Source organism: Salirhabdus salicampi (assembly GCF_024259515.1).
GTDB classification, from domain to species: Bacteria; Bacillota; Bacilli; order Bacillales; family Alkalibacillaceae; genus Salirhabdus_A; species Salirhabdus_A salicampi.
In genome coordinates, this window is sequence record NZ_JANBWE010000003.1 from 295,835 (window position 1) to 322,028 (window position 26,194).

General features: G+C 40.5%; 27 protein-coding genes. 25 read left to right on the forward strand and 2 right to left on the reverse strand.

Translation table 11 applies throughout. The annotated features are described in order from the left end of the window. Window positions 1-10: 10 nt before the first annotated feature. Window positions 11-2,098 carry a BglG family transcription antiterminator gene (locus NLW78_RS11370; protein WP_254497250.1) on the reverse strand — a complete coding sequence of 696 codons (2,088 nt, stop codon included), beginning with the start codon at window positions 2,096-2,098 and terminating at the stop codon, window positions 11-13. Window positions 2,099-2,285: 187 nt separating this feature from the next. Continuing rightward, window positions 2,286-3,689 carry a PTS mannitol transporter subunit IIBC gene (locus tag NLW78_RS11375; protein ID WP_254497251.1) on the reverse strand — a complete coding sequence of 468 codons (1,404 nt, stop codon included), beginning with the start codon at window positions 3,687-3,689 and terminating at the stop codon, window positions 2,286-2,288. Between the two features lie 275 nt (window positions 3,690-3,964). Between NLW78_RS11375 and htpX the strand changes: the two genes are divergently transcribed. The 25 genes from htpX to nuoN all read left to right on the forward strand — a co-directional run bounded on the left by htpX (window position 3,965) and on the right by nuoN (window position 26,176). Beyond that, a complete protein-coding gene (htpX, locus tag NLW78_RS11380; protein ID WP_254497252.1) occupies window positions 3,965-4,849 on the forward strand; it encodes a protease HtpX in 885 nt (294 codons plus the stop codon). A gap of 148 nt (window positions 4,850-4,997) precedes the next feature. Continuing rightward, window positions 4,998-5,627 carry a uracil phosphoribosyltransferase gene (upp, locus tag NLW78_RS11385; RefSeq protein WP_254497253.1) on the forward strand — a complete coding sequence of 210 codons (630 nt, stop codon included), beginning with the start codon at window positions 4,998-5,000 and terminating at the stop codon, window positions 5,625-5,627. A 21-nt stretch (window positions 5,628-5,648) separates the two neighbouring features. Next, window positions 5,649-6,791 (forward strand): non-hydrolyzing UDP-N-acetylglucosamine 2-epimerase, encoded by a 1,143-nt coding sequence (gene wecB / locus NLW78_RS11390; protein WP_367617679.1) that lies wholly within the window; start codon window positions 5,649-5,651, stop codon window positions 6,789-6,791. Window positions 6,792-6,886: 95 nt separating this feature from the next. After that, complete coding sequence (locus NLW78_RS11395; protein ID WP_254497254.1) at window positions 6,887-9,061, forward strand: S8 family serine peptidase; 2,175 nt, start codon at window positions 6,887-6,889, stop codon at window positions 9,059-9,061. Window positions 9,062-9,207: 146 nt separating this feature from the next. Continuing rightward, entirely contained in the window at window positions 9,208-9,429 is a 222-nt protein-coding gene (locus NLW78_RS11400; protein ID WP_254497255.1) for an AtpZ/AtpI family protein, read from the forward strand. Continuing rightward, a complete protein-coding gene (locus NLW78_RS11405) occupies window positions 9,429-9,815 on the forward strand; it encodes an ATP synthase subunit I (RefSeq protein ID WP_254497256.1) in 387 nt (128 codons plus the stop codon). Before NLW78_RS11400 ends, NLW78_RS11405 begins: the two co-directional genes overlap by 1 nt. Window positions 9,816-9,822: 7 nt before the next feature. Continuing rightward, window positions 9,823-10,545 carry a F0F1 ATP synthase subunit A gene (gene atpB, locus NLW78_RS11410; RefSeq protein ID WP_254497257.1) on the forward strand — a complete coding sequence of 241 codons (723 nt, stop codon included), beginning with the start codon at window positions 9,823-9,825 and terminating at the stop codon, window positions 10,543-10,545. A 46-nt stretch (window positions 10,546-10,591) separates the two neighbouring features. Further along, complete coding sequence (gene atpE / locus NLW78_RS11415; protein ID WP_254497258.1) at window positions 10,592-10,801, forward strand: F0F1 ATP synthase subunit C; 210 nt, start codon at window positions 10,592-10,594, stop codon at window positions 10,799-10,801. A 115-nt stretch (window positions 10,802-10,916) separates the two neighbouring features. Beyond that, window positions 10,917-11,435, forward strand: coding sequence for a F0F1 ATP synthase subunit B (locus NLW78_RS11420; protein WP_254497259.1), 519 nt, complete (start codon window positions 10,917-10,919; stop codon window positions 11,433-11,435). Then, window positions 11,432-11,977 (forward strand): F0F1 ATP synthase subunit delta, encoded by a 546-nt coding sequence (locus NLW78_RS11425; protein WP_254497260.1) that lies wholly within the window; start codon window positions 11,432-11,434, stop codon window positions 11,975-11,977. Before NLW78_RS11420 ends, NLW78_RS11425 begins: the two co-directional genes overlap by 4 nt. An 18-nt stretch (window positions 11,978-11,995) precedes the next feature. Beyond that, the gene (atpA, locus tag NLW78_RS11430; RefSeq protein WP_254497261.1) at window positions 11,996-13,504 is read left to right on the forward strand and encodes a F0F1 ATP synthase subunit alpha; all 1,509 of its coding nucleotides are present in this window, start codon (window positions 11,996-11,998) and stop codon (window positions 13,502-13,504) included. 44 nt (window positions 13,505-13,548) lie between these two features. Then, a complete protein-coding gene (atpG, locus tag NLW78_RS11435; protein ID WP_254497262.1) occupies window positions 13,549-14,409 on the forward strand; it encodes an ATP synthase F1 subunit gamma in 861 nt (286 codons plus the stop codon). 36 nt (window positions 14,410-14,445) lie between these two features. After that, window positions 14,446-15,852: a F0F1 ATP synthase subunit beta gene (atpD, locus tag NLW78_RS11440; RefSeq protein WP_254497263.1), complete on the forward strand. Its 1,407-nt coding sequence runs from the start codon at window positions 14,446-14,448 to the stop codon at window positions 15,850-15,852. Between the two features lie 60 nt (window positions 15,853-15,912). Next, a complete protein-coding gene (locus NLW78_RS11445) occupies window positions 15,913-16,311 on the forward strand; it encodes a F0F1 ATP synthase subunit epsilon (protein ID WP_254497264.1) in 399 nt (132 codons plus the stop codon). A gap of 211 nt (window positions 16,312-16,522) precedes the next feature. After that, entirely contained in the window at window positions 16,523-16,897 is a 375-nt protein-coding gene (locus tag NLW78_RS11450; RefSeq protein ID WP_254497265.1) for an NADH-quinone oxidoreductase subunit A, read from the forward strand. After that, complete coding sequence (locus NLW78_RS11455) at window positions 16,888-17,406, forward strand: NuoB/complex I 20 kDa subunit family protein (RefSeq protein WP_254497266.1); 519 nt, start codon at window positions 16,888-16,890, stop codon at window positions 17,404-17,406. Before NLW78_RS11450 ends, NLW78_RS11455 begins: the two co-directional genes overlap by 10 nt. After that, the gene (locus NLW78_RS11460) at window positions 17,403-17,972 is read left to right on the forward strand and encodes an NADH-quinone oxidoreductase subunit C (protein ID WP_254497267.1); all 570 of its coding nucleotides are present in this window, start codon (window positions 17,403-17,405) and stop codon (window positions 17,970-17,972) included. The genes NLW78_RS11455 and NLW78_RS11460 overlap by 4 nt, the downstream gene beginning before the upstream one ends. Window positions 17,973-17,975: 3 nt before the next feature. Continuing rightward, entirely contained in the window at window positions 17,976-19,076 is a 1,101-nt protein-coding gene (locus NLW78_RS11465) for an NADH-quinone oxidoreductase subunit D (RefSeq protein WP_254497268.1), read from the forward strand. Beyond that, window positions 19,076-20,083, forward strand: a complete 1,008-nt coding sequence (nuoH, locus tag NLW78_RS11470; RefSeq protein WP_437181969.1) for an NADH-quinone oxidoreductase subunit NuoH — start codon at window positions 19,076-19,078, stop codon at window positions 20,081-20,083. Before NLW78_RS11465 ends, nuoH begins: the two co-directional genes overlap by 1 nt. Window positions 20,084-20,101: 18 nt before the next feature. Next, on the forward strand, window positions 20,102-20,515 hold the full coding sequence (gene nuoI, locus NLW78_RS11475; protein ID WP_254497373.1) for an NADH-quinone oxidoreductase subunit NuoI: 414 nt from the start codon (window positions 20,102-20,104) through the stop codon (window positions 20,513-20,515). 1 nt (window position 20,516) lies between these two features. Continuing rightward, window positions 20,517-21,023 (forward strand): NADH-quinone oxidoreductase subunit J, encoded by a 507-nt coding sequence (locus NLW78_RS11480; RefSeq protein ID WP_254497269.1) that lies wholly within the window; start codon window positions 20,517-20,519, stop codon window positions 21,021-21,023. Next, the gene (gene nuoK / locus NLW78_RS11485) at window positions 21,020-21,334 is read left to right on the forward strand and encodes an NADH-quinone oxidoreductase subunit NuoK (protein WP_254497270.1); all 315 of its coding nucleotides are present in this window, start codon (window positions 21,020-21,022) and stop codon (window positions 21,332-21,334) included. The genes NLW78_RS11480 and nuoK overlap by 4 nt, the downstream gene beginning before the upstream one ends. Window positions 21,335-21,382: 48 nt before the next feature. After that, window positions 21,383-23,245 carry an NADH-quinone oxidoreductase subunit L gene (nuoL, locus tag NLW78_RS11490; RefSeq protein WP_254497374.1) on the forward strand — a complete coding sequence of 621 codons (1,863 nt, stop codon included), beginning with the start codon at window positions 21,383-21,385 and terminating at the stop codon, window positions 23,243-23,245. Further along, window positions 23,246-24,703, forward strand: a complete 1,458-nt coding sequence (locus NLW78_RS11495; protein WP_254497271.1) for a complex I subunit 4 family protein — start codon at window positions 23,246-23,248, stop codon at window positions 24,701-24,703. A gap of 3 nt (window positions 24,704-24,706) precedes the next feature. Further along, window positions 24,707-26,176: an NADH-quinone oxidoreductase subunit NuoN gene (nuoN, locus tag NLW78_RS11500; RefSeq protein ID WP_254497272.1), complete on the forward strand. Its 1,470-nt coding sequence runs from the start codon at window positions 24,707-24,709 to the stop codon at window positions 26,174-26,176. The last annotated feature ends 18 nt before the right edge of the window (window positions 26,177-26,194 follow it).

A 26,194-nucleotide genomic window follows, 5' to 3' on the forward strand; every position in this document is an offset into this window, starting at 1 on the left:
TGGTACACTCCTATTCATTCATTTTTTCTTTTATAAAAAGTGATAGTTCTTCAGCGAGATATGAAAATAGCTGTTGTTCATTTCCTTGTTCAAATTGGTGAATGGTTTTATCATCGCGAATAATGGATGCACTCACCTGGCTTAATACTTCCAACCCTTCTTCTTGTATGTGTTCTGGTGCAACAAGTAACAATAAACGTTCCATCTGAACTTTACGATCATCCATACCTTCAATTTCTAGCGGGTTTTGAAGCTGATAAACGGTAAAGGATGGAGCTGCAACAGATGAGCTGCGGGTGTGGTATAAACTTAGCGATGTATCTGGTATACCAAGTCCACCTATCTGTTCACGTTTTATTAAATCCTCTACAACATGTTTAGAATCTGTTACCATTCCTGCTATCTGTAAAGATGAACAAGCATTCGACAATACTTCACGCAAAGTATGTCCCTGGATGGTTGAAAGTTGAAATGATTGTAATAATGTTAAAGTCGTATCGTTATAGACTTTCATTCGGTTAAGTTTCTGGATATGTTCATTACGATCCATGTTTTTCTCTTGTGTTACAGTACTTATGGAACGGTTATCTTTATTTTGTTTTTCTTGAATTTTTGCCTTAATTTTTTCGATATCTTCCTTTGATAGAAATGGGCTAACTAATACGTAATCATGAACCGATTCTAGTGGAATCGTTGAAACAATTAAGTCATAGTTTTCCAATGATTGCTGATCGATTTCAAACATAGACTTGTTCGTAATAGTAGACAGGTTAGGAAACTCGTTTTGCAGCTTTGTTGCTAAAACTTTAGAAGTACCAATGCCGCTTGAGCAGACGACAAGTACATTTCCGCGAAATACGGTTTCTCCTTTTATTAAAGCGGAAGCAAAGTGCATAACAATATAGCCGATTTCGGTGTCTGGAACGTGCAAATCCGGCAAGCATTCGTGAATGCCTTTTTTTACGATAGTGAACAAATCTTCATAATCTTGTTGGATTCGGTCTAATAAAGGATTTGATATTCCCATATTCTGTTTTAGTCGATAGATAGCCGGCCGTAAGTGGGTAACAAGCCCTTGGAATAAAGACAAGTTTTCCCCTAAGTTTTCATTCACCTGTTTTCCGACATAATTAATCAGCTGCTGTGCAACAATGCCAATGCTCATATCATCTAAAAAGTCCCCTTGGTCATGTCGTAATTTTGCACCTAACAGGTGCATTGTTATATAACCGACCTCACCTTCGGAGATGGATAGTTGAAAAGTATCTTCTAAACGTTTAACTAACGTTTGGGCAACATGTTGTTCCTTCGTCTCTTTAATACTTTCCAAATAATCATCATTAAAGAGAATGTTCTCCCCTTGTTGAATTCGCTCTATCGCTAATGCAAGGTGAACGACAAGCCCGACATAGGAACTGTCAGCAATGGAATAAGGAAGGTCTTCTTTCACTTCGTCAACAAGTTTCTCAATGAGAAATACTTTCCGTTTATCTACAAGTCCTAACAAACGGTCAGTGATCGTATTAATATTCGTTGTTGATTTCTTTTGAATATTTTCTTTAATAATGGAAATGAAACCGAATTCATCAAGATTTTCGGAGATTAAGCTACTCATCGCTCTTCGTTTCGACATTTCGGAGCCCTCAATTTCTACCCCATACCCTCTTTTACGAATCAGTTGCAAACCAAATGGTTTGATCCGTTCCTCCACTCGGTTTAAGTCGTTACTAATGGTAGCGATCGTTACATTTAAATCTCCAGCTAGAGTCATTAACTTAAGTGGTTCAACGGCTTCGAGCAATGTTGCGAAAATGATTGTTTGGCGTTCCTCGGGAGTGTAGTCGTTATGATATAAATTAAAAAGAAACATATGCAGCTTTTGCTTCATCTCGTCACTACCGACGACTTGTATTCCAGCGCCTGATTTTTTATTTAACGCCAGGTTATAATCTTTTAATATCTCTTCTACACCTTTTAAATCACGATGAACCGTACGAGGGCTTACACCTAACTCTTCTGCGATATCTTTGACAACGGTTCCATCCTTTTTGAGAAGTAAATGTTCAAGGATTTTTCTTTCCCTTGCGGAAACATACATACGTTTTCAACTCCAACTAATTCTGTATAGGTTCATTGTTGTCAACTTTTGAAATGGAACTCTATACTTTTTATCATAATCGCTTGAAAGTCTTATCACAACATAATCAAAATATAAATTCGTCATCTATATTGTTGCCATTTTTAAATAAAAGAGAGCCTGTCGTTTGTCAGGCTCTCTTCATGTATTATCCTTTTAAGCTGTCAATTAATTCATCGTATTTCGGGCTGTTCATAAAGTTTTCAACCGACACGTGCTGTGCAGTAGGTAACTTTTCCTTTGCACGTGGTGTTAAATCTTTATGAGTAACAACAATGTCTGCATCTTCTGGCAGGTTACTAATGGAAGTATTCGTTACTTCAATATCTAAGCCAGCTTTTTTTACTTTGTTTCGTAACACACCTGCACCCATTGCGCTTGATCCCATACCGGCATCACACGCAAATACGATTTTGTTTACATCTTGATTGCTTGTGTTAAACGTATTTGCAACTTTGCTTTCTTTTCCTTTAAGTTGTTGCATTTTTGATGCTGCTTCAGATAGATTATCTTCTTCTGTTTGCTTACCAGATTTCAAGATAACTGAGGCAACAGCAAATGATACAGCAGTTGCTACAAGTACGCCTAATAGGACTGCGAAGTGCTCCCCTCTTGGTGCCATCGCCATTAAAGCAAAGATACTACCTGGTGATGGCGGTGCTACTAATCCTGTAGAGAATAGGTTGAATGTGAATACACCACTAATACCACCTGCTATAGCCGCTAAAATGAGCATTGGTTTTGCCAAAATGTACGGGAAGTAGATTTCATGAATTCCACCGAAAAAGTGGATGACAACCGCTCCAGGTGCTGTCTGACGAGCAGTACCTTTCCCGAACACCATAAATGCTAGGAGAATACCTAGGCCAGGCCCTGGATTTGTTTCGAGTAAGAATAAAATCGACTTTCCAGCTTCCGCAGCCTGTTCAATACCTAATGGACTTAAAATTCCGTGATTGATGGCATTGTTTAAGAACAATACTTTTGCTGGTTCAATAAAGATATTAGCTAATGGTAGCATCCCGGCGTTTACGATAACTTCTACTCCTGCAGCTAAGGCCTTATTTAAACCTAATACGACAGGACCAATTCCTTTGAATGATAGTAATGTTAGAATCCCTGCTACAATTCCTGCCGAAAAATTGTTGACTAACATTTCGAAGCCTTGTCTTACTTTTCCTTCGAAAGCTTTGTCTACTTTTTTAATCAAGAAACCGCCTAAAGGACCAACAATCATGGCGCCAAGGAACATCGGAATGTCAGAACCGACGATGACACCCATTGTTGCAGTTGCACCAACAACTCCTCCTCTAGCACCGTAAACCATCTTACCACCGGTATAACCGATCAGTAATGGAAGCAAGAATGTGATCATTGGACCAACAAGTTCCGCTAATGATTCATTCGGATACCAACCTGTTGGAATAAATAATGCTGTTATAATCCCCCATGCGATAAAAGCGCCGATGTTCGGCATAATCATACCGCTTAAGAAACTACCAAAACTTTGTACTTTAACACGAAAGCTTTTACTTTCAGTATTTTGTGCCATAATGTATGACTCCCTTCAAAATTCTTGATGATTGAATGATTACACTTTTAATCGTAAAGCGTTTTCAAAGGAAGTACAATTGAAAGAAAAAGCTATTTTGTCAACGTGATTGTTGTCATCATTAAACTAAAATGACACATATTAAATGTAGTATATTTCCCTCATACACAAAAAGTTCATGTATTCAAAGCTTAATCTGTACCCTTAAGAGGTTAATCTTGTTATAATAATGGTAAATATAATAAAGAAATCATGATAAAAAAGGAATGATTGTATTGGGTAAGCGCATATTTTATTTTCTATTAACTAACGTATTAGTTCTTCTTACGATCAGTATCATTTTATCTGTGTTTAACGTAGGAAATTACATCAATGCCCAGGGTACAATTGATATGGGTACATTGTTGATTTTTAGTGCCATTGTTGGTTTTACTGGCGCTTTCATGTCACTGGCCATGTCCCGTTGGATGGCTAAGAAAATGATGAATGTGAAAGTGTTGGACCCAAATGGTTCCCTTTCTCCGGTAGAAAGACAGGTAGTTGAGAAAGTTCATCGTCTTTCCCGTGCCGCGGGTTTAATGCACATGCCTGAAGTTGGGATTTATCATTCTCCAGAAGTAAACGCGTTTGCAACAGGTCCATCGAAAAAGCGTTCACTAGTAGCTGTTTCAACTGGTTTACTACAAGAAATGGATGACGATGCGGTTGAGGGTGTAATTGCTCATGAGGTGGCACACGTAGCGAATGGAGATATGGTAACAATGACCTTACTACAGGGCGTTGTGAACACGTTTGTTGTCTTCTTGTCACGAATCGCTGCGTGGGCAGTGTCTCGTTTTGTCAAAGAGGACTTAGCACCGATTGTGCACTTTATTGCGATTATCGTTTTCCAAATTGCGTTTTCCATTTTAGGAAGTCTCGTCGTGTTTGCATATTCCCGTCACCGTGAATTCCATGCTGACCGTGGAGGGGCAGATTTAGCAGGAAGAGACAAAATGACACATGCACTACAAATGTTGAAAGCATATTCAAACCGCATTCGCGGTGGAGAGGATACAGCCGTATCTACTTTGAAAATCAACAACCGAAAAGGGATGTCTGCTATATTTTCAACCCACCCGGATTTAGACGAGCGTATTCAACGTTTACAATCTAGATAAACAAATGGTAATCCCCTTTATGTTATAAAGGGGGTTTTTTTTGTTCAAACATAAGAGATAGGGAAAAGATAATATAAGCTGTTGTTGAAAGTGAACGATGTTTTCAGTACAATTTTAAGGATATTAATTTTAAAGGAGAGATCGGCTCATGGGAAAAGTGTACGTTTTTGACCATCCGTTAATTCAACATAAGTTAACGTATATTCGTGATAAAAATACAGGTACAAAAGAATTTCGTGAACTTGTTGATGAAGTTGCAACACTAATGGCATTTGAAATTACAAGAGAGTTGCCGCTACAAGAAATTACCACTCAAACACCAGTAGCTGAAGCTCAATCAAAAGTGCTATCAGGCAAAAAGCTTGGTCTAATTCCGATTTTACGTGCCGGCCTTGGCATGGTTGATGGTATATTAAAATTAATACCAACGGCTAAAGTTGGGCATGTTGGACTTTATCGTGATCCAGAATCATTACAACCGGTAGAGTATTATGTAAAACTCCCGTCTGATATTGATGAACGTGAGCTAATCGTAATCGATCCGATGTTAGCAACAGGCGGATCTGCGAACGAAGCTATTCATTCGTTGAAAAAGCGTGGTGCTAAGCAAATCCGTCTCATGTGCTTAATAGCCGCTCCTGAAGGCGTAGACGCAGTTAAGGAAGAGCATCCTGACGTTGATGTCTATTTGGCTGCACTAGACGAAAAGTTAAATGAAAAAGGTTATATAATCCCTGGTTTAGGAGATGCGGGTGACCGCTTGTACGGTACAAAGTAAGAATGAATATAGGTGAACGTAGTGAAGAATAAAATAAAGGTTATGACTGTTTTTGGGACGAGGCCTGAAGCAATTAAGATGGCTCCTTTAGTGTTAGAGCTCCAGAAAAGACCTGAACAATTCGAAACTATCGTTACTGTTACAGCGCAACATCGGGAGATGCTTGATCAAGTTTTAAATTGGTTTCATATTGTTCCTGATTATGATTTGAACGTTATGAGGCAGAGACAGACATTAGCAGATGTTACAACAAGGGCCTTAGAAGGGTTACATAGTGTGTTTGCAGAAACGAAGCCAGATGTAGTGCTTGTCCATGGGGATACGACAACTAGTTTCGTTGCGGGGTTAGCTGCTTTTTATAATCAGGTGGCAATCGGCCATGTAGAAGCTGGATTAAGAACTTGGGATAAATATTCCCCATTTCCAGAGGAAATGAATAGGCAATTAACTGGTGTGCTGACCGATTTACACTTTGCCCCGACAAATAAAGCGAAACAAAATCTTTTGGATGAAAATAAGCGTGACGAGCGTATTTTCGTTACCGGAAATACGGCGATAGATGCCTTGAAAACAACGGTTACTAATGACTACAGTCATGAAGTGTTAACCCGTTTAAAAGGGAATCGTATTGTGTTAGTTACAGCTCATCGGCGGGAAAACATAGGCAAGAAAATGGAGCAAATGTTTCGAGCTATAAGAAGACTTGCCGATGAGCATAAAGATATAGAGGTCGTATATCCTGTTCATTTAAATCCGGTGGTACAAGAACTTGCTCAAGATATATTAGGCGGACATAGCCGGGTTCACTTAATTAACCCACTGGAGGTTATTGATTTTCATAACTTTGCAGCGAGATCTCATGTCATTTTAACCGACTCTGGAGGTGTGCAAGAAGAGGCACCTTCCCTTGGTGTACCGGTATTAGTCTTAAGAGATACAACCGAGCGCCCGGAAGGTATAGAAGCAGGGACCTTAAAATTAGCAGGGACCGATGAAGAGAATATTTTTTCTCTAGCAAATGAACTATTAAGTAATCCGTCCGCCTATGAGGAGATGGCAAAATCATCAAACCCATATGGTGACGGACAAGCAAGCCGACGAATTTGTGATGCATTATTATATTATTTTGGTGAAACGACTACCCGGCCGGAGAGCTTTCACTAAAGTACTTAAGCAGGGAGAATGGATCTCCCTGCTTTTTCAATATACATAAAAAACCTGTCGTTACAAAAGATAAGTGAAAAATAGGGAGAAGATATATGAAACAATTACTATGTATTCTCACGATTTCTTCACTTATAATCGCAGCTGCACCGTTCCCTGCTTTAGCATCTGAAGAAGATGTGAAAATTATTGTTGAAGTAGATGGAGACCCAAATGAATGGAAAGAGTATATTGAAACATACCATCCATTTATTGAGGTCGTTCACGTATATGATACGTTACTAAAAGCAGTTGCTATTAAAGGAAAACCTCGTCACATTATGAAAGTGGGTACGCACCCGTTAGTGAAAACGTTGAATCCAGCTCAAAAATATGAGGTTCCTACGTTCGAATCAAACATGGTGGATATTAGTAGAGAGAGTAAAGAATATGATTTCCCTTATACGGGGAATGGGGTGAAAGTGGGGATTATTGATACGGGAATAGACTTCACCCACCCTGACTTGACACCTAATTATAAAGGTGGCTATGACGTAGTTGATTTTGATGAACAACCATTGGAGACACGTCCAAGTGAAGGACCCCCTACTATGCACGGAACCCATGTTGCAGGCATAGTCGGCGCTAATGGTAAGATCAAAGGGGTTGCACCAGAAGCTGAGCTTTATGCATATCGTGCATTAGGCCCAGGGGGTTACGGGACTTCTGTAGAGGTGATTGCCGCGATTGAACAAGCGGTAGAAGATGGCATGGACATCATTAATTTATCCCTCGGAAGTGCAATCAATAGCCCGGATTGGCCAACAAGTAGAGCGGTCAACCGAGCAGTGGATAAAGGGGTAACAGTTGTTATCGCTAATGGGAATGAAGGGCCGGGACATTGGACGGTCTCCTCACCTGCAACAGCCAATAAAGCAATTTCAGTTGGTGCTTCCATAACAGAAATGAAAATACCTGTTTTTTACGATTCTTTTACTAGGAAGAAGATTGCGTTAACTCCGATGCAGGGAGCACCGCAATGGAATTTTACGAAGGACTATCCCCTCATCGACATTGGATTAGGAACGAAGTCTCTCCCATCGTTAGAGGGGAAAATCGCTTTAGTGAAACGGGGGGAAATCCCCTTTGGTGAAAAGGCGAAAAAAGCAGAAGAGGCCGGTGCGGTAGGCGTAATCATTTACAATAACGAACCAGGTGAATTTAATGGCGGCTTAGCGGAATATGTGTCCATTCCAGTCGTTTCTGTGTCGAAGGAAGACGGGGAATGGCTAAAGCGATATATCGTTGCCGAAGATCGCTGGTTTAAAACTTCCTACGATACCCTAACAGGCAAGATAGCCCCATTTAGTTCACAAGGACCAGTTGTTGCAACCTGGGATATGAAACCAGATGTAGTTGCCCCTGGGGTAGCCATTTTAAGTACCGTCCCGGGAGGTTACCAACGGCTTCAAGGGACGAGCATGGCTGCACCATTCGTAACGGGTGTTTTGGCGTTGATGAAAGAAGCGCATCCAGATTGGGGGCCCAGCAAGCTAAAGGCAGCATTATTAAGTACATCTCAACCATTATTAAATGAACAAGAAAATAAATATGAACCGATCATTCAAGGAATGGGTGAGGTGCAAAAAGAGAAAGCAGTAGACCCGGAAACAATTATTTATAACAGTCGATTGACCTTCGGTATGATTGACGAACAAGAAAACCGGAAAACAAAGACGTTATTGCTCGAAAATACAAGTGAGGAAGAAAAGACGTACACTTTTCAAATGCCGAAACGGGTGGATGGAGTCGTGTGGGACGTACCAAAACGGTTTACCCTTTCACCAAATGAAAAAAAGGAAATCACAATTGGCCTACGAGTGAGTCCATTGAAAGTAGCGGAAGGGACACACCAAGGTTGGTTGACATTGGAAGCCGAAAGAGAGACGATTGAACTGCCATATTTATTTGTGAACAATACAACAGACTACCCGAGAGTCAGCGCAATGGATATTGCGGTTTCCCCGATTAAGCCGGGTGAGTTTAAATATACCTTATATTTACCGGATGGAGCAGACGAACTGCACATTGATTTGTATGATCCGGATACGTTGCGTTTCAGTCATAAACTTGTTCATCAAAATGATGTATCACCAGGGATTGTAGAAGGTGTACTAGAAAGAAAGGAAATGGGTGAAGAAGGCCGTTATATCGCCATTATAAAAGTGATCAATGAAGGTGAAGTGAATAGTTTTACAACAGAGGTATATATTACCGGAAAGTTCACATAAAATTCACCGTAAATTCGTTGACAATCAAAAAGCCCTTCATGTACACTAATTTAGTGTGTATGATAGGGTTTACATACATATTAATAGTTTTCTAACTATTATTTTTGTAATTTGAAAGTCCAATATGCTTGATGGGAGAGATTGTATTGGGCGGTAAGCAGACCCCTTTTAAAGCCATTGCCCTGACGAGTGGTATCGTATCACAACTGTCAGGATCCACACTAATTGGCATATTTTTGGGCAGATGGATTGACCAGCGTTTTTCGACATCTCCACTCTTTTTAATCATTGGTTTATTTATCGGATTAGCTGCAGGTGTATACGGAACAATCTACTTAGTAAATAAATACATAGGAGAAGAAGATTAATGCCTCACTACGAACGAATGGTCAACCGCCAAAGAAAATTCATGTTGTACCTGCTTACTGCATTTATCCTCGGATGGGGATTTACGAACTATCAAGATATTTTTTTAGGGCTTTTCCTCGGTACAACCGTAAGTTTTTATAACCTTTGGTTGTTACAGAAAAAAATCCACGTCGTAGGTGGTGCTGCAGCGAAAAATGAAACGGCCCATGCTCTTGGTACGTTTTCCCGATTCGGCTCAGCAGCGTTAGCGATTATAATCGCACTACGCTTTCCAGACTACTTTCATATAGTCTCCGTTGTTATTGGTTTAATGACAGTTTATTTTGTCATTATCATAGATTTTATTTTTCACCATAAAGACTACGCATTTAAGGAAGAGAGGTGAAGAAAGTTTGGATCACGGAGCACCCTTATTAGAAGATGTTTTAGGCATTTCTTGGCTTGATTTTAATTTATCGAACATCCTTATGATGGTTGTTGCTTCAACGATTGTCTTCTTACTAGCTGTTTTTGCCAGTCGAAATCTACAGCGCAAACCTAAAGGTTTCCAAAACTTTATGGAATGGATTATAGAGTTTGTAAAGGATATGATTGGCAATACAATGGATTGGAAAACTGGTAAACAATTTTTACCATTAGGTTTAACATTGCTGTTGTACATTTTCGTTTCTAACATTCTTGGGGTCATTACGATGGTAACTGTAGGTCATGACCTATGGTGGAAATCCCCGACCTCAGACCCAAGCATCACCTTAACGTTAGCGGCAATGGTTGTTGTCCTGACACATTTTTATGGCATGAAACTACAAGGATCTAAGGAATATGTAAAAGGATTCTTCCAACCGATGTGGTTCTTGTTCCCGCTAAAAATCTTAGAGGAGTTTGCGAATACGCTAACACTCGGACTACGTTTGTTTGGTAACATTTATGCGGGTGAGATTTTGTTAGCCTTATTAGCAGGTTTAGTAACATCAGGTGCCGTTGGAGCAATTGGCGGTTTCCTTCCGATGCTCGCATGGCAAGGCTTCAGTATCTTTATTGGTGCCATTCAGGCATTTATCTTTACTATGTTAACAATGGTATATATGGCACACAAAGTGAGTCATGACCATTAATTTATAAACAAACTTAAATTTTAAAATATTAGAGGAGGAATTATCAATGACAGGAGCAGTAGCGGCTGCAATTGCAGTAGGTCTAGCAGCATTAGGTGCAGGTATTGGTAACGGTCTTATCGTAAGTCGTACAGTAGAGGGTATCGCGCGTCAACCACAACTTCGCGGTGCACTACAAACAACAATGTTTATCGGGGTTGCATTAGTAGAGGCGATTCCTATTATCGCTGTTGTTATCGCATTTATCGTATTGTAATGATAATGGTTTTGTAAGAAACAAAATGAACATAATGGCGGAGTTCGCACAAAGATACTTCGCCATTCCTTTATGTAAAGCCTGTCCATGTTTTTAGGCGAAAGGAGTGAAAGCTGTGCTAAATACGAGCATACTTGTATTAGGAGCTGCCGGTCTTAACTGGGGCGACATGCTTGCTCAGTTATTCGTTTTCATCATTTTACTAGCCCTTCTGCGTAAATTTGCGTGGGGACCATTAATGAAAGTGATGAAAGACCGTGAAGACCATATTGCAAGCGAAATTGATACAGCGGAGAAAAACCGTGCAGAATCAGAGCGCTTAGCAAATGAAGCTCAAGAAAAACTAAAAGAAACTCGCCAACAAGCACAAGAAGTGATTGAAACGGCGAAGCAAACTGCAAAAGAACAAGAGAAATCAATTATCAACACAGCCCGACAAGAGGCTGAACGTATAAAAGAAACTGCTCGTAAAGAAATCGAGCAAGAGAAAGATAAAGCGATTCAAGCTTTACAAGATCAAGTGGCTTCCTTGTCCGTAAGAATTGCAAGCAAAGTAATCGAGAAAGAATTGTCTGAGAATGACCAAGAACAATTAATTAACGAATACATTAAAGAGGTAGGAGAAGAGCGATGAGTAATTCTGTAATTGCAAAGCGTTATGCTGTAGCTCTTTTTCAACTAGGACAAGAGAAATCGATTTTAGATCGTTTGGAAGAAGAACTTCTCACTGTTCGCAACGTATTTCAAGAGAACGATCAATTATTGCCATTTTTCAAACACCCTCGTATAGATGCGGATAAGAAGAAAAAAGTTCTATCCGATGCTTTTCAAAAGTTTTCGCCAGAGGTAACTCATACCCTTCATTTATTCATCGATCGACATCGTGAAGAAGTAATCCCTTCTTTCATTGACCGATTTGTTGAAATGACAAATGAAGCTCGTGGCATTGCGGAAGCAGACGTATACACTGCCCGTGAGTTAAAAGAAGAAGAAGCATCTGCTTTACAAGAGGTGTTCGCGAAAAAGCTTAACAAGAAATCATTACGTATTCGTACGGTTATTGATCCTACGTTACTTGGTGGCGTTAAGTTGAAAATCGGAAACCGCATTTACGACGGAAGTGTAAGCGGAAAGTTAGCAAGAATTGAACGAAACCTTGTTTCTGCGAACAAATGAAGATAGGGGTGAAATTGGATGAGCATCAAAGCTGAGGAAATCAGTGCACTGATTAAGCAACAAATTGAAAATTACGAATCTGATATAGAAGTTAGTGATGTTGGTACAGTCATCCAAGTTGGTGACGGTATCGCACGTGTTCACGGTCTTGATGATGTCATGTCCGGTGAGCTCGTTGAATTTTCTAACGGTGTAATGGGTCTTGCCCAAAACTTAGAAGAAAGCAACGTTGGTGTTGTTATTCTAGGACCGTATAAGGAAATTCGTGAAGGTGACGAAGTACGCCGTACAGGCCGCATTATGCAGGTACCTGTTGGTGAAGAGCTTCTTGGCCGTGTTGTAAACCCACTAGGTCAGCCTGTTGATGGTAAAGGTGCAATTGAGACGACAAAAACACGTCCAATTGAATCAGCAGCACCTGGTGTTATGGACCGTAAATCTGTTCATGAACCATTACAAACTGGTTTGAAAGTTATCGATTCCATGATTCCAATTGGACGTGGGCAGCGTGAGCTGGTAATCGGTGACCGTCAAACAGGTAAAACAGCTGTAGCACTTGATACAATTATTAACCAAAAGGACCAAGACATGATTTGTATTTATGTTGCGATTGGTCAGAAGGAATCTACTGTACGTGGCGTAGTTGAAACACTTCGTCAGCAAGGTGCATTAGATTATACAATTGTTGTAACAGCAAGTGCGTCTCAACCAGCTCCATTATTATACTTAGCTCCTTATGCTGGAGTATCTATGGGTGAAGAATTCATGTACAACGGTAAACACGTTCTAGTTGTATATGATGACCTTTCTAAACAAGCAGCAGCATACCGTGAGCTGTCATTGCTACTTCGTCGTCCTCCAGGTCGTGAAGCATTCCCTGGTGACGTATTCTACCTACACTCTCGTTTACTAGAGCGTGCAGCGAAGTTAAGTGATGAAAAAGGTGGCGGATCTTTAACTGCATTGCCATTCGTTGAAACGCAAGCAGGAGATATTTCCGCATATATTCCAACAAACGTTATTTCCATCACTGATGGACAAATTTTCTTAGAATCTGACTTGTTCCACTCTGGTGTGCGTCCGGCCGTAAACGCTGGTTTATCCGTATCCCGTGTTGGTGGTGCAGCCCAAATTAAAGCGATGAAGAAAGTTTCTGGTACGCTACGTCTTGACTTAGCATCATACCGTGAGCTGGAAGCATTCGCACAGTTTGGTTCAGACTTAGATAAAGCAACACAAGCGAAATTAAACCGTGGTCAACGTACTGTTGAAGTGTTGAAGCAAGACCTTCACCAACCACTTCCAGTTGAAAAGCAGGTAGCAATCATTTATGCACTTGTTAACGGTTATTTAGATGATATTCCTGTAGAAGATGTGCGCCGTTTCGAATCAGAACTGTTCACATTCCTGGAAGGAAATAAGAAAGAGTTGCTGACTCAAATTCGTGAAACTGGTAACTTACCAGATGCGGAAGAGTTCAATGCAGCACTTGATGAATTCAAAAAAACATTTGTCGTATCCGAATAAATTGATGGTATACACAACCTCTGATGAAAAGGTGGTGAAATGATTTGGCATCCCTTCGTGATATAAAAGCACGGATTACGTCTACAAAAAAGACGACTCAAATAACGAAAGCAATGCAGATGGTTTCTGCTTCTAAATTGAATCGTGCAGAACAAAAGGCAAAGTCCTTCGTTCCATATGTGGATAAGATTCAAGAAGTAGTAGCTAGCATCGCAACAGGTAATGTCGATGTAGACCATCCGATGCTACAAACTCGACCTGTAAAGAAAACAGGTTATATCGTCATTACCTCTGACCGGGGATTGGCGGGACCGTATAACAGTAGCGTTTTGCGCAAAGTGTATCAGGATATTCAGGAACGTCATCAAAGTAAAGATGAGTACACTGTTGTTGCCATTGGACGTATTGGACGTGACTTCTTTAAGAAGCGTGACATGCCGATTTCGCGAGAAATTACCGGCATAGATGACCAACCAAAATTTGCAGATATTAAGGATATTGCAAGTGGTGCAGTAGATATGTTCGCCCAAGAAGAAATTGACGAATTATACCTATACTATAACCATTTCGAATCCGCCGTATCGCAAGTGGTAACAGACAAGAAACTGCTTCCTTTAACTGATATAAGCACTGAAGGTAAAACGTTAAGCACTTATGAATATGAGCCAAATCAAGAAGATATTTTGAAAGTATTGCTTCCACAATATGCTGAAAGCTTAGTATATGGCGCATTATTGGACGGGAAAGCAAGTGAGCACGCTGCTCGTATGACGGCAATGAAGAACGCTACGGACAACGCAAACGATCTGATTGATGACTTGACATTAACGTATAACCGAGCACGTCAAGCCGCAATTACTCAAGAGATTAGTGAGATCGTAAGTGGAGCAGCCGCTTTAGAATAGAACGATGAACGTGACAGTAAGTTAGGAGGGAAAAGGATGAGCAAAGGACGTATTTTACAGGTAATGGGACCTGTTGTTGACGTAAAGTTCGATAGTGGAGAACTGCCTGAAATTTATAACGCTTTGAAAGTGCGTCAAGAAGCGAAAGATGGTTCTAGTGTGAACATCGACTTAACATTAGAAGTTGCTCTTCACCTAGGTGACGACTCAGTTCGTACAATTGCGATGTCTTCTACTGACGGTCTTGTTCGTGGAACAGCTGTAGAAGATACAGGTGCCCCAATTTCTGTACCTGTAGGTGAGGAAACACTTGGTCGTGTATTTAACGTATTAGGGGAACACATTGACCTTAATGAAGAGTTAACGAACGTAAAACGTGAACCAATCCATAAAGAAGCACCAAAGTTTGAAAATCTATCAACACAAACAGAAATCCTGGAAACAGGGATTAAAGTTGTTGATTTGCTTGCTCCTTACATTAAAGGTGGTAAGATTGGGCTATTCGGTGGTGCCGGTGTTGGTAAAACGGTATTAATCCAGGAGCTTATTAACAACATCGCCCAAGAACACGGTGGTATTTCCGTATTCGCAGGTGTAGGGGAGCGTACTCGTGAGGGTAACGACCTTTACTTCGAAATGAGCGATTCTGGCGTTATTAAGAAAACAGCTATGGTATTCGGTCAGATGAACGAACCACCTGGAGCACGTATGCGTGTTGCCTTAACTGGTCTTTCAATGGCTGAATATTTCCGTGATGAGCAAGGACAAGACGTACTATTGTTCATCGATAACATTTACCGTTTCACACAGGCAGGTTCTGAGGTATCTGCGTTACTTGGACGTATGCCTTCTGCCGTAGGTTATCAGCCTACACTTGCAACGGAAATGGGACAATTGCAGGAACGTATTACATCTACAGATAAAGGTTCCATTACATCTATTCAGGCGATTTACGTACCAGCCGATGACTATACAGATCCGGCTCCGGCTACAACGTTCGCTCACTTAGATGCAACGACAAACCTTGAACGTAAATTGTCTGAGCAAGGTATTTACCCTGCGGTGGACCCATTAGCATCTACTTCTCGTGCTTTGGATCCTAATATCGTTGGTGAAGAACATTATAACGTTGCTCGTGAAGTTCAAAGAACACTTCAGCGATACAAAGAACTTCAAGATATCATTGCTATCTTAGGTATGGATGAACTTTCTGACGAAGATAAGCAGACAGTATCACGTGCACGTCGTATCCAGTTCTTCTTATCTCAAAACTTCCACGTTGCTGAGCAGTTTACAGGTCAGCCTGGTTCTTACGTGCCAGTTGATGAAACTGTACGTGGTTTTAAAGAGATACTTGAAGGAAAATATGACGATCTTCCGGAAGATGCATTCCGTCTAGTAGGTCGCATTGAAGAAGTTGTTGAAAAAGCGAAAAATATGTAACAATAATGGGTTTGTAAATCATGACTATCGTGGATTTAGCAAGCCTGAGGAGGGGTTAGTATGAAAACACTAGCAGTGAGTGTTGTTACTCCCGATGGCCCTGTACTGGAAGACGAATACAGCATGGTAGTCTGCAAAGCCGAAAGCGGCGAACTCGGTATACTTCCTGAACACATTCCGTTGGTAGCTCCGTTAACCGTTAGCGGTGTGAAGCTGGAAAAAGAAGAGGGAACCGATTTTGTTGCAGTTACCGGTGGATTTGTTGAAGTCCGCCCTGATAAGGTGACCATCTTGGCTGAAGCAGCTGAAAAACAAAACGACATTGACGTTGAACGAGCACGTAAAGCAAAAGAACGTGCTGAGCAACGTCTAAATGCAAAGCAAGACGATATTGACTTTAAACGGGCTGAATTCGCCTTACAACGTGCCATTAATCGTATTGATGTGGCGGAAAAATAAACAGGAAAAAGTCTTAAGTACTCGTATATTCTACGTTACTTAAGACTTTTTTTATTCGTTCTATTCATGTATGGGCATAATGGTACATACATATGTGGTGGGATGAACAACATTAGGTTATCTGGAAAGGGGCTATCGACACAAATATAGCAGTTTGCTATAATGAAAGCGGTTAGAAAAGATAGAAAATTCTGTATAAAGGGGTTGAAAAATGGACTCCCTACACGTCTATCAAAATAGTTACTTAATAATCATTATCTTCATGATTGTCGGGTTTCTATTACCGATTGTAGCGTTAACGTTTGGGAAGCTCCTACGGCCACATAAACCAACAGAACAAAAAATGACAACCTATGAAAGTGGAGTAGAGCCGTTTCAAGATGCTAGAGCCCAGTTTAACGTACGCTACTATTTATTTGCTCTGTTATTTTTAATTTTTGATGTTGAAACTGTTTTCCTTTATCCGTGGGCAGTAGCCTATGAGAAGTTAGGAATTTTTGCTTTAATTGAAATGTTAATTTTTATTGTCATGTTATTACTCGGATTAATATACGCCTGGAAAAAGAAGGTGCTGAAATGGAGATGAATTTAGAGAACATTAGTCCACAGGAACAGGAAGAACTGAACCGCAACGTCTTCTTTATTACACTTGAACAACTGAAATCATGGGCAAGAAGCAACTCCCTTTGGCCAGTCCAATTTGGACTTGCATGTTGCGCCATTGAGATGATGGGAGTCGGAGCATCTCACTATGATTTAGATCGCTTTGGATCTTTCTTTCGAACATCACCACGTCAATCGGATTGTATGATTGTGTCAGGTACAGTAACGAAAAAAATGGCGCCTATTGTACGTCGTCTTTATGACCAAATGCCAGAACCGAAATGGGTAATTGCCATGGGGTCTTGTGCAACAGCAGGAGGTCCTTACATTAAGTCCTACTCTGTTGTTAAAGGAGTAGATCAAATCGTTCCCGTAGATGTATATATTCCTGGCTGTCCTCCAAATCCCGCTGCTTTAATTTATGGTATTAATAAATTACAAGAGAAAATCCGCTACGAAGCAAAAACCGGGAAGCGGGTGATTTTAAAATGACAGAGGAAAAAGATGATAAAAGAAATGCTCGGAATCCAAGGAGAAAAAAGGCTGTAGATCAAGAAAAACAGAAAGAGCAAACTCCATCACCAAATCAACCATTGTTAGACCATTATGTTAATGTGATTACACAACAAGTTGGCGCAAATGCGTTGGTCGACTCCTACGTAAATACCTCTTCTAAAGATATACCGACCATAATCGCACATATTGACTACTACTACGAAATTGCAAAAGCATTAAAATCCCACCAAGACCTTCAATTTGATTATGTTTCTGATTTTCATGGAATTGATTATGAAACCCATATGGAACTTTACGTTCACCTATACTCCTTTACGAAACGGCATAGTATTGCGCTAAAAGTACAATTAAATCGAGAAGAACCAGTTGCTCCATCATTAGTACCGTTGTATGAAGGTGCTAACTGGCCTGAATGCGAAGTATATGACCTTCTTGGTGTTCAATTTCAGAACCATCCTGAGTTGAAACGGATTTTACTAGGTGAAGACTGGAAAGGTTATCCGCTCCGTAAAGATTACGAGCCATATGACGTGGAGGTGTAGCCAATGATTCGAACTGAAGAGATGCTATTAAATGTAGGACCACAGCACCCGAGTACACACGGTGTGTTTCGCCTAGTTGTAAAAGTAGAAGGTGAAGTCATACGCGAAGCTACACCTGTCATTGGATATCTTCACCGTGGAACAGAGAAGCTAGCTGAAGATCTTACATATACGCAAATTATTCCATACACGGACCGCATGGATTATTTGTCAGCTATGACGAACAATTACGTCTTATGTCACGCAACGGAAACATTAATGGGTTTGGAAATACCAGACCGCGCGGAGTATTTACGTGTTATTGCAATGGAATTAGGAAGAGTTGCCAGTCATCTCGTTTGGTTTGGTACATATTTATTAGACATTGGGGCAACAAGTCCCTTTCTTTATGCATTCCGTGACCGGGAGATGATTATTAATCTATTAAATGAATTGTGTGGTGCTAGATTAACATTCAATTACATGCGTGTCGGAGGTGTAAAATGGGATGCACCCGACGGATGGATTCAAAAAGTAGAAGAATTTATCCCCTACATGCGTGAGCAATTAAAAGGCTACCACGATCTCGTAAGTGGCAATGAAATTTTTTTGAACCGAGTGAAAGGTGTTGGCACATACACTGCGCAAGATGCGATCCAATATTCATTAAGTGGAGCTAATTTACGCTGTACAGGAGTCGATTTCGATCTGCGTAGAGATGAACCGTATTCTATTTATGACCGTTTCGAGTTCAGTGTCCCGACCCGTAAAACGGGGGACTGTTATGCACGTTACGAATGTAGAATGGAAGAAATAGAGCAAGCTTTAAATATATTAGAGCAAGCCGTCGAACAATTCCCTGATGAAGGAGATGTGTTAGGGAAAGTGCCAAAGGTGATTAAGCCGCCAAAGGGGGAAGTTTATGTCCGCATTGAATCCCCCCGAGGTGAAATCGGCTGCTATATTGCCAGTGATGGAAAAAAACAACCATATCGCTTAAAGTTCAGACGACCATCTTTCTATAATCTACAAATCTTACCGAAACTACTAAAAGATGAAAACATGGCGAATTTAGTCGCTATTTTAGGTGGTATAGATATTGTCCTCGGGGAGGTTGATGGGTAATGACTTGGATTGAAGAACTGTTAGCATCTCCCCCAGCAATGGAGAACATGATCACGTTTGCAATGATTGTCTTACCGCTAATGTCAGTCGTACTCGGCTTTGTGACCTACTCCATTCTAGCCGAACGAAAAGTGATGGGTTTTATTCAGCTGCGCAAAGGTCCTGCAAGGGTTGGTGGTCGGTTCGGATTACTACAGTCTATTGCAGACGTTCTCAAACTGTTAGTAAAGGAGGATGTTCGTCCTAAAAATGCTGACCGGATTTTATTTATTTTAGCACCAGTCATAGCGTTCGTTCCTTCTTTTATGGTATTAGCCGTGATTCCTTTTACGGATGCACTAAAGTTTACGGACATAGGTGTTGGATTACTCTATTTCATAGCCATATCGGGACTATCTACAATCGGTGTCGTAACGGCAGGGTGGGCTTCCAATAATAAATATGCCCTTATGGGTGGTATGCGTTCGGCTGCACAAATGATTTCCTATGAAATCCCACTTATTATGTCTGTTGTTGGAGTTGTATTGTTTGCCGGCAGTCTCAATCTAACGACTATTGTAGAAAAGCAAGCGATGATTCCGTATATATTACTTCAACCGATCGGCTTTATCATTTTTTTCATCTCTGCCACTGCAGAATTAAACCGGACACCATTTGATTTACCGGAAGCAGAATCAGAGCTCGTTGCTGGTTATCATGTCGAATACTCAGGGTTCCGCTGGGCGTTTTTCATGTTGGCTGAATATGTGTACTTATTTGCCATGTCTGCCTTAATTACGGTTCTCTTCTTAGGAGGATGGAACCCAATTATTGGCCTCGGTTTTATACCGGGATACATTTGGTTTGCCGTAAAATTAATGATTGTAGTCTTCCTCTTTATGTGGATCCGCTCCACGTTGCCTCGCTTACGGGCAGATCAATTAATGGAATTCGGTTGGAAAGTGCTATTACCGGTTGCGATGGCGAATATCTTTATATCAGCCATCATTAAGGAACTCTTTCTATAAAAAGGTGGTGCATGTTTGATGATGGGGTTAGCAAAAGGATTAAAATATACGTTGAAAAATATGACGAAGTCGAAAGTGACATATGATTATCCGGATGAATCCTTACCGTTACCGGACCGTTTTCGTGGAATACAAAAATTTTACCCGGAAAAGTGTATCGTTTGTAACCAATGTGTTAACGTTTGTCCAACTGATTGTATTTCATTAACGGGAAAAAAACATCCTGATCCGGAACGTAAAGGAAGAGTCATCGAGACATACGATATCAATTTTGAAATTTGTATTCTTTGTGACTTGTGTACGGAGGTTTGTCCGACGGAAGCAATTGTAATGACAAACAACTTTGAGTTGGCCGAATACTCGCGGGATGAGTTGTTTAAGGACCTGCAATGGCTGGATGAAAACGACACGAACATTCGAAAGGAGAATTAATATGAATGGCGAATTAATTTTGTTTCTTCTCCTTTCGGCCATGTCCATCATCGGCGGCATTTTAATGATCACATTGCGACAAGTGATACATATGGTGTTAGCGCTTGTTGTAACCTTTTTAAGTTTAGCTGGCGTTTACTTTATGTTGTCGGCTGAGTTCGTTGCCGTCGTCCAAATTTTAATTTATTCAGGTGCTGTCACCATTGTGTTGATTTTTGGCATTATGCTGACGAAATACAAAGCAACTGACCACGGAAGTCGGAACACTTTACGTACAACGATCGTCGGTATTGGTGTGTTAGCCTTCTTTCTTATCGTATATCGGGCTATACGCCATTTATATATTGAGGGGGAAGCGACAACACTTCACGTGAACAATACAGAGCAAATTGGAGAAAAATTGTTTGCCCATTATGTCATTCCCTTTGAACTTGTATCGGTAGTATTACTTGTTGCATTAGTTGGAGCAGTCGTACTCACGAAAGGAGAGGGGGCGAAAGAGGAATGACAGGTGTACCGCTCATATCACACTTACTCCTCGCCTTAATCTTATTTTGTATTGGATTGTTTGGTGCCTTAACGAAGCGAAATACCATTATCGTTCTCATATCAATTGAACTTATGCTTAACGCGGTAAATCTAAATCTTGTTGCATTTAGTAAATTGGGCATGAACCCAAACATTACAGGACAAGTATTTTCTCTGTTTACGATTACGATTGCAGCTGCTGAAGTTGCAGTAGGTATGGCAATTTTAATTGCTATATACCGACATCGGAAGTCTGTAAAAATTGATGAGCTCACTGTAGTGAATGATTAATCGAATAAAACAAGGCATTACCTTTGTGAGAAGGGATTTGTGATAAAGATGTTTGAAATGGCTTGGCTCATCCCGTTGCTACCGTTTGTGTCGTTTATCATTTTGATTTCGTTTCGGTCCTACGTAAAAGATTGGAGTGGATACATCGCCTCATTCTTTGTCGGTGTTTCACTACTACTGGCTCTTTTCGTAGGAAAAGAATTACTCGTTACGCCTCTCTATGAGATAGAGAGGGCGTGGTTAACGATTGGCTCATTAGAGCTAACCGTGGGGATCTTGTTAAATCCGTTAAACGGCTTAATGATTGTGCTCGTTGCATTTATTAGTTTTCTTATCCACCTTTATTCGATCGGTTATATGAAAGGTGATGATCGCTATTCAGTTTTCTTCGCCTATTTAAGTTTATTTAGCGCGGCAATGCTAGGATTGGTTATGTCGCCAAACTTACTTCAGTTTTATATGTTCTGGGAACTGGTCGGTTTAGGTTCATTTTTATTGATCGGCTTTTACTTTTATAAAGAAAGTGCCAAGCAAGCAGCGAAAAAAGCTTTCATAATAACACGTATCGGTGACATTGGTTTACTCATTGGGATAATTCTTCTTTTCTGGCAAACAGGGAGCCTTCACTTGTCGACAATATTTTCCGCAATCACAAATGGGGAAGTAAATGAAGGGATGATTACGTTCATCGCCATTTTATTCTTTGTCGGTGCGATTGGAAAGTCTGGTCAATTTCCGCTCCATACGTGGCTGCCAGACGCAATGGAGGGGCCGACGCCGGTGTCCGCCCTTATTCACGCAGCTACGATGGTGGCTGCAGGTGTATATTTAGTGGCGGTTATGTATCCGCTTTTTGCACTAAGTGAGGTTGCAATGCTCACTGTTGCAATCGTCGGTGCGTTTACAGCCATTTTTGCAGCAACAATTGGCCTCGTCCAAAATGATGTGAAACGTGTTCTCGCCTATTCCACTGTGTCCCAATTAGGATATATGATGCTTGCCTTAGGAATGGCAGGGTATGTAGCAGGGATTTTTCATCTATTTACACACGCATTCTTTAAAGCCCTATTGTTCGTAGCAGCTGGTGCGATTATTCATCAAGTTCATACCCAAAACATTAAACAAATGGGTGGGCTTCGCCATGAATTAAAATTTACAAACATCATCTTTCTCATTGGAACATTAGCAATTAGCGGCTTCCCATTTTTATCAGGATTTTTTAGTAAAGAAGCTATTTTTGTCGCGATTTGGGAACGGGGCAATTATGGACTATTCGTTGTCGCATTAGTCACCGCTTTTTTAACATCGCTATATATGTTTCGCTTGTATTTCCTTATGTTTTATGGAAGAAACAAGGGGAAAGAAGTGGAGCGTACCCCACTTTCAATTGCAATGAAAATTCCAATGGGGTTGTTAGCACTTTTAGCGATTTTAGCTGGATACTCCAATTCAGAATGGTTCGGTTCCTTTTTAGCACACTGGTTATACGAAACAAATGCCTTTATACCGAAGGAGCATCACGGGGGCATTTGGCTCATTTTCATTACAACTATCGTTTCTTTAAGCGGTATCTATTTGGCATATCTCATCTATGTGAAGAAATCGGTAGACCATGAGGAATGGAAGGATTTATTCTCCTCAACCTATCGAATGTTTTACAACAAATATTATTTAGATGAATGGTATCAATATACATTTGTTAATGGGGCAAGGGCAATCGGGATCGCCTTTCGTTCTATTGAAAAATATGTCATTCAACTAACGATTGAAGTTATTCGTGGAGCTGTTACGTCGTTAAGCCGTTTAACCTCGAAATTACAAACAGGTCAACCACAATTATACGGAACTGTCGCCTTTGTCGGATTTGTCGTCATTTTATTCGTCTTTATTGTGAAAGGGGGGCACTTATAAATGGGCTTATTATCACTGTTAGTCTTTTCCCCGTTTCTAGGTTTTTTTATCTTTATGTTTTTACGAGACAAAAAGGAAAAAGTGTTATACACAGTTGCAACAATCACTAGTATTATCCCTCTATTCATAGCAACGATGTTGTATAAACAAATCGGCATTGGCACAATTCGTGAATCGGTGCATTGGATTGAGGTTGGGAACGTTCATATTGATTATGAACTTGCGATGGACGGACTTAGTCTCCTGTTCGTTATGCTAACAGCGTTAATTACGTTTTTGGTAACGCTCATAATTTATTATCAAGTTAATGACAATGCAAAACTGTTTTATCAGTTGTTGTTTCTGCTTGAAACCGGAATATTAGGCGTGTTTTTAGCAGATAACTTATTCCTCTTTTTTATCTTTTTTGAGTTAACGTTAGTCCCTATGTTTTTCCTGATTGGGAAATGGGGCGGTGTTGACCGAGAGCATGCTGCGTACCGATATGTCATTTACAATGGAATTGGTTCACTCATTTTATTGCTAGGTATTGTCGGGATTATGGTGTTAAGTGGAACGACGAATTACGATGCAGTGGCAAACCATTTTCAAACGAATGGCACTTCGGTCACAAACACTACGATCCTCATAGCTTTGATTGTTGCGTTTGGAATAAAGTTACCGATTGTACCGTTTCATTCGTGGATGGTAAAAGTGCACGTACATGCACCACCTGTTATCGTGATGATTCACGCCGGTGTGCTACTCAAAATTGGAGCATATGGATTAGTGAAATTCGGACTAGGGTTTTTCCCGGATGCCTTTCTTAATCTTGCACCACTAATTGTCACGTTAGGAATTGTGAACTTATTATATGGAGCATTTTTAGCCTTTGTTCAAACCGAGCTTAGAAAGGTGTTAGCATATGCCAGTATCTCCCATATGGGACTTGTCCTAATTGGATTGGCCGCTTTTAATGAAGCGGGCATACAAGGAGCTATCTTTCAGGCCATCTCTCACGGTTTAATATCCGCACTCCTTTTTTTCTTTGTAGGTGTTCTGTTCATACGTACCGGTACAACCAACATCGAAAAATTAGGGGGATTTGCTTCCTTTACTCCTGTCATATCCGCCTACTTACTGATTGCTGGTTTGGCCGCACTCGGTTTACCGGGGATGAGTGGATTTATTAGTGAATTTATGGTGTTTTTAGGCATTTTCCGTGAGATGCCGGTAATGGGCGCAATCGCGACAATTGGCATAATTATGACCGTTGTATACATGTTGCGTGCTATCTTATCGATAACGTACGGGAAGCAAGCAGAAGACTTTAAAGATATAACGGATTTACAGCCGGTAGAATGGCCGCCAGCTGTCGTGTTAACTGCAACTATCATTATCATTGGCATATATCCGAATATTGTCGCAGAACATTTACAGATTACAATTGAAACGATATTAACAGGGATAGGGGGATAACCGATGGATATAAAAACGTTATTAAGCTTTGAATGGCATATGATGGCACCAGAGTTTTCCATTCTTATTACCACCATTGTTGTCTCTCTATTTGATTTGTTTTCAAACCACAAGGCGAAAAAGGATATTTGTGGATGGTTATCCGCAGCCGGAATCGGAATCGCACTCTTGTTTTTATTCACGCAGTCAGCTAGTGCACAAGTTTCCATTTTGTATGACACATATATATTTGACCATTTTGCTTACTACAGTAAGTTTGTGTTATTGCTTGGGACATTGTTCGTTTTGTTCATGGCTATGTCGAAAGAACATAATGATGAAATGCATGACCGTGGGGAATATTACTACTTACTTTTAACCGCGCTGTTAGGGGCGATGATGGTTGCATCTGGAGGAGATCTTATAACCTTGTTTGTCGGTTTAGAACTATTGTCCCTTTCCTCCTATGTACTTGTCGGTTTTAAAGGAAAAGAAGCCCGTTCAACTGTTAGTTCAATGAAATTTTTAATTAACGGTAGTATTGCAACAGCTTTTACGTTATTCGGATTTAGCTACATATATGGACTGACAGGAACGACGAACCTAGTCGAAATTTCCCGGGAAATGTCATCTTCGTTAGGAAGTGGAGAGCCACTCGCGATCATTGGTTTCATCATTACCTTTATCGGGTTATCATTTAAAATTTCCTCGGTACCATTTCACATGTGGGCACCGGATGTTTATGTAGGTGCTCCTATACCTGTTACAGCATTTTTAAGTGTTGTATCAAAAGCAGCTGGATTCTTTATGATCATCCGAATCTATTTTACCGTCTTTGCAGAGACGCCAGGTTTAACAGAAAATGAAAGTTTATTTGGATCAATGGTCGGCTTTATTAGCTTGTTAGCCATTTTAACGATGCTTGTCGGAAACTTAGCGGCATTAAGGCAACAAAACATAAAGCGGATGCTCGCTTATTCAAGTATTGGCCATGCAGGCTTCCTGCTCATTCCGTTAGTAGGGTGGACGTCTGTATCCTTTGAACATTTATGGTTTTATTTGCTTTCATATTTATTTATGAACATTGGGGCCTTCGCCATCATTCAAATTGTGACATTAGAAGAGAAGTCGGAGAAGGTGACAGCATTTGCCGGGCTTTACCAAAAAAATAGTGTCATAGCATTATTGATGACCGTCTTTCTCATTTCATTAGCGGGAATTCCAGGTACTGCCGGGTTTATCGCCAAGTTCAAAATCTTTATGACTGCGCTGGTACACGATCCGTCGTTGTACGTATTGGCCGGGGTAATGGCTGTAGCTACAATTATTTCATATGTCTATTACTTTAATGTTTTAGTCCAAATGTATATCCGTCCACCACATTCGGAGACGACGGTTACGATAAAAGGGCCAATTACGATTACGATTGTAAGTTGTATTATTGGAACAATCCTTCTCGGAATCGTACCAAGCCTAATCGTAAACTTGTTTTAACATATATAGTGAGCAATT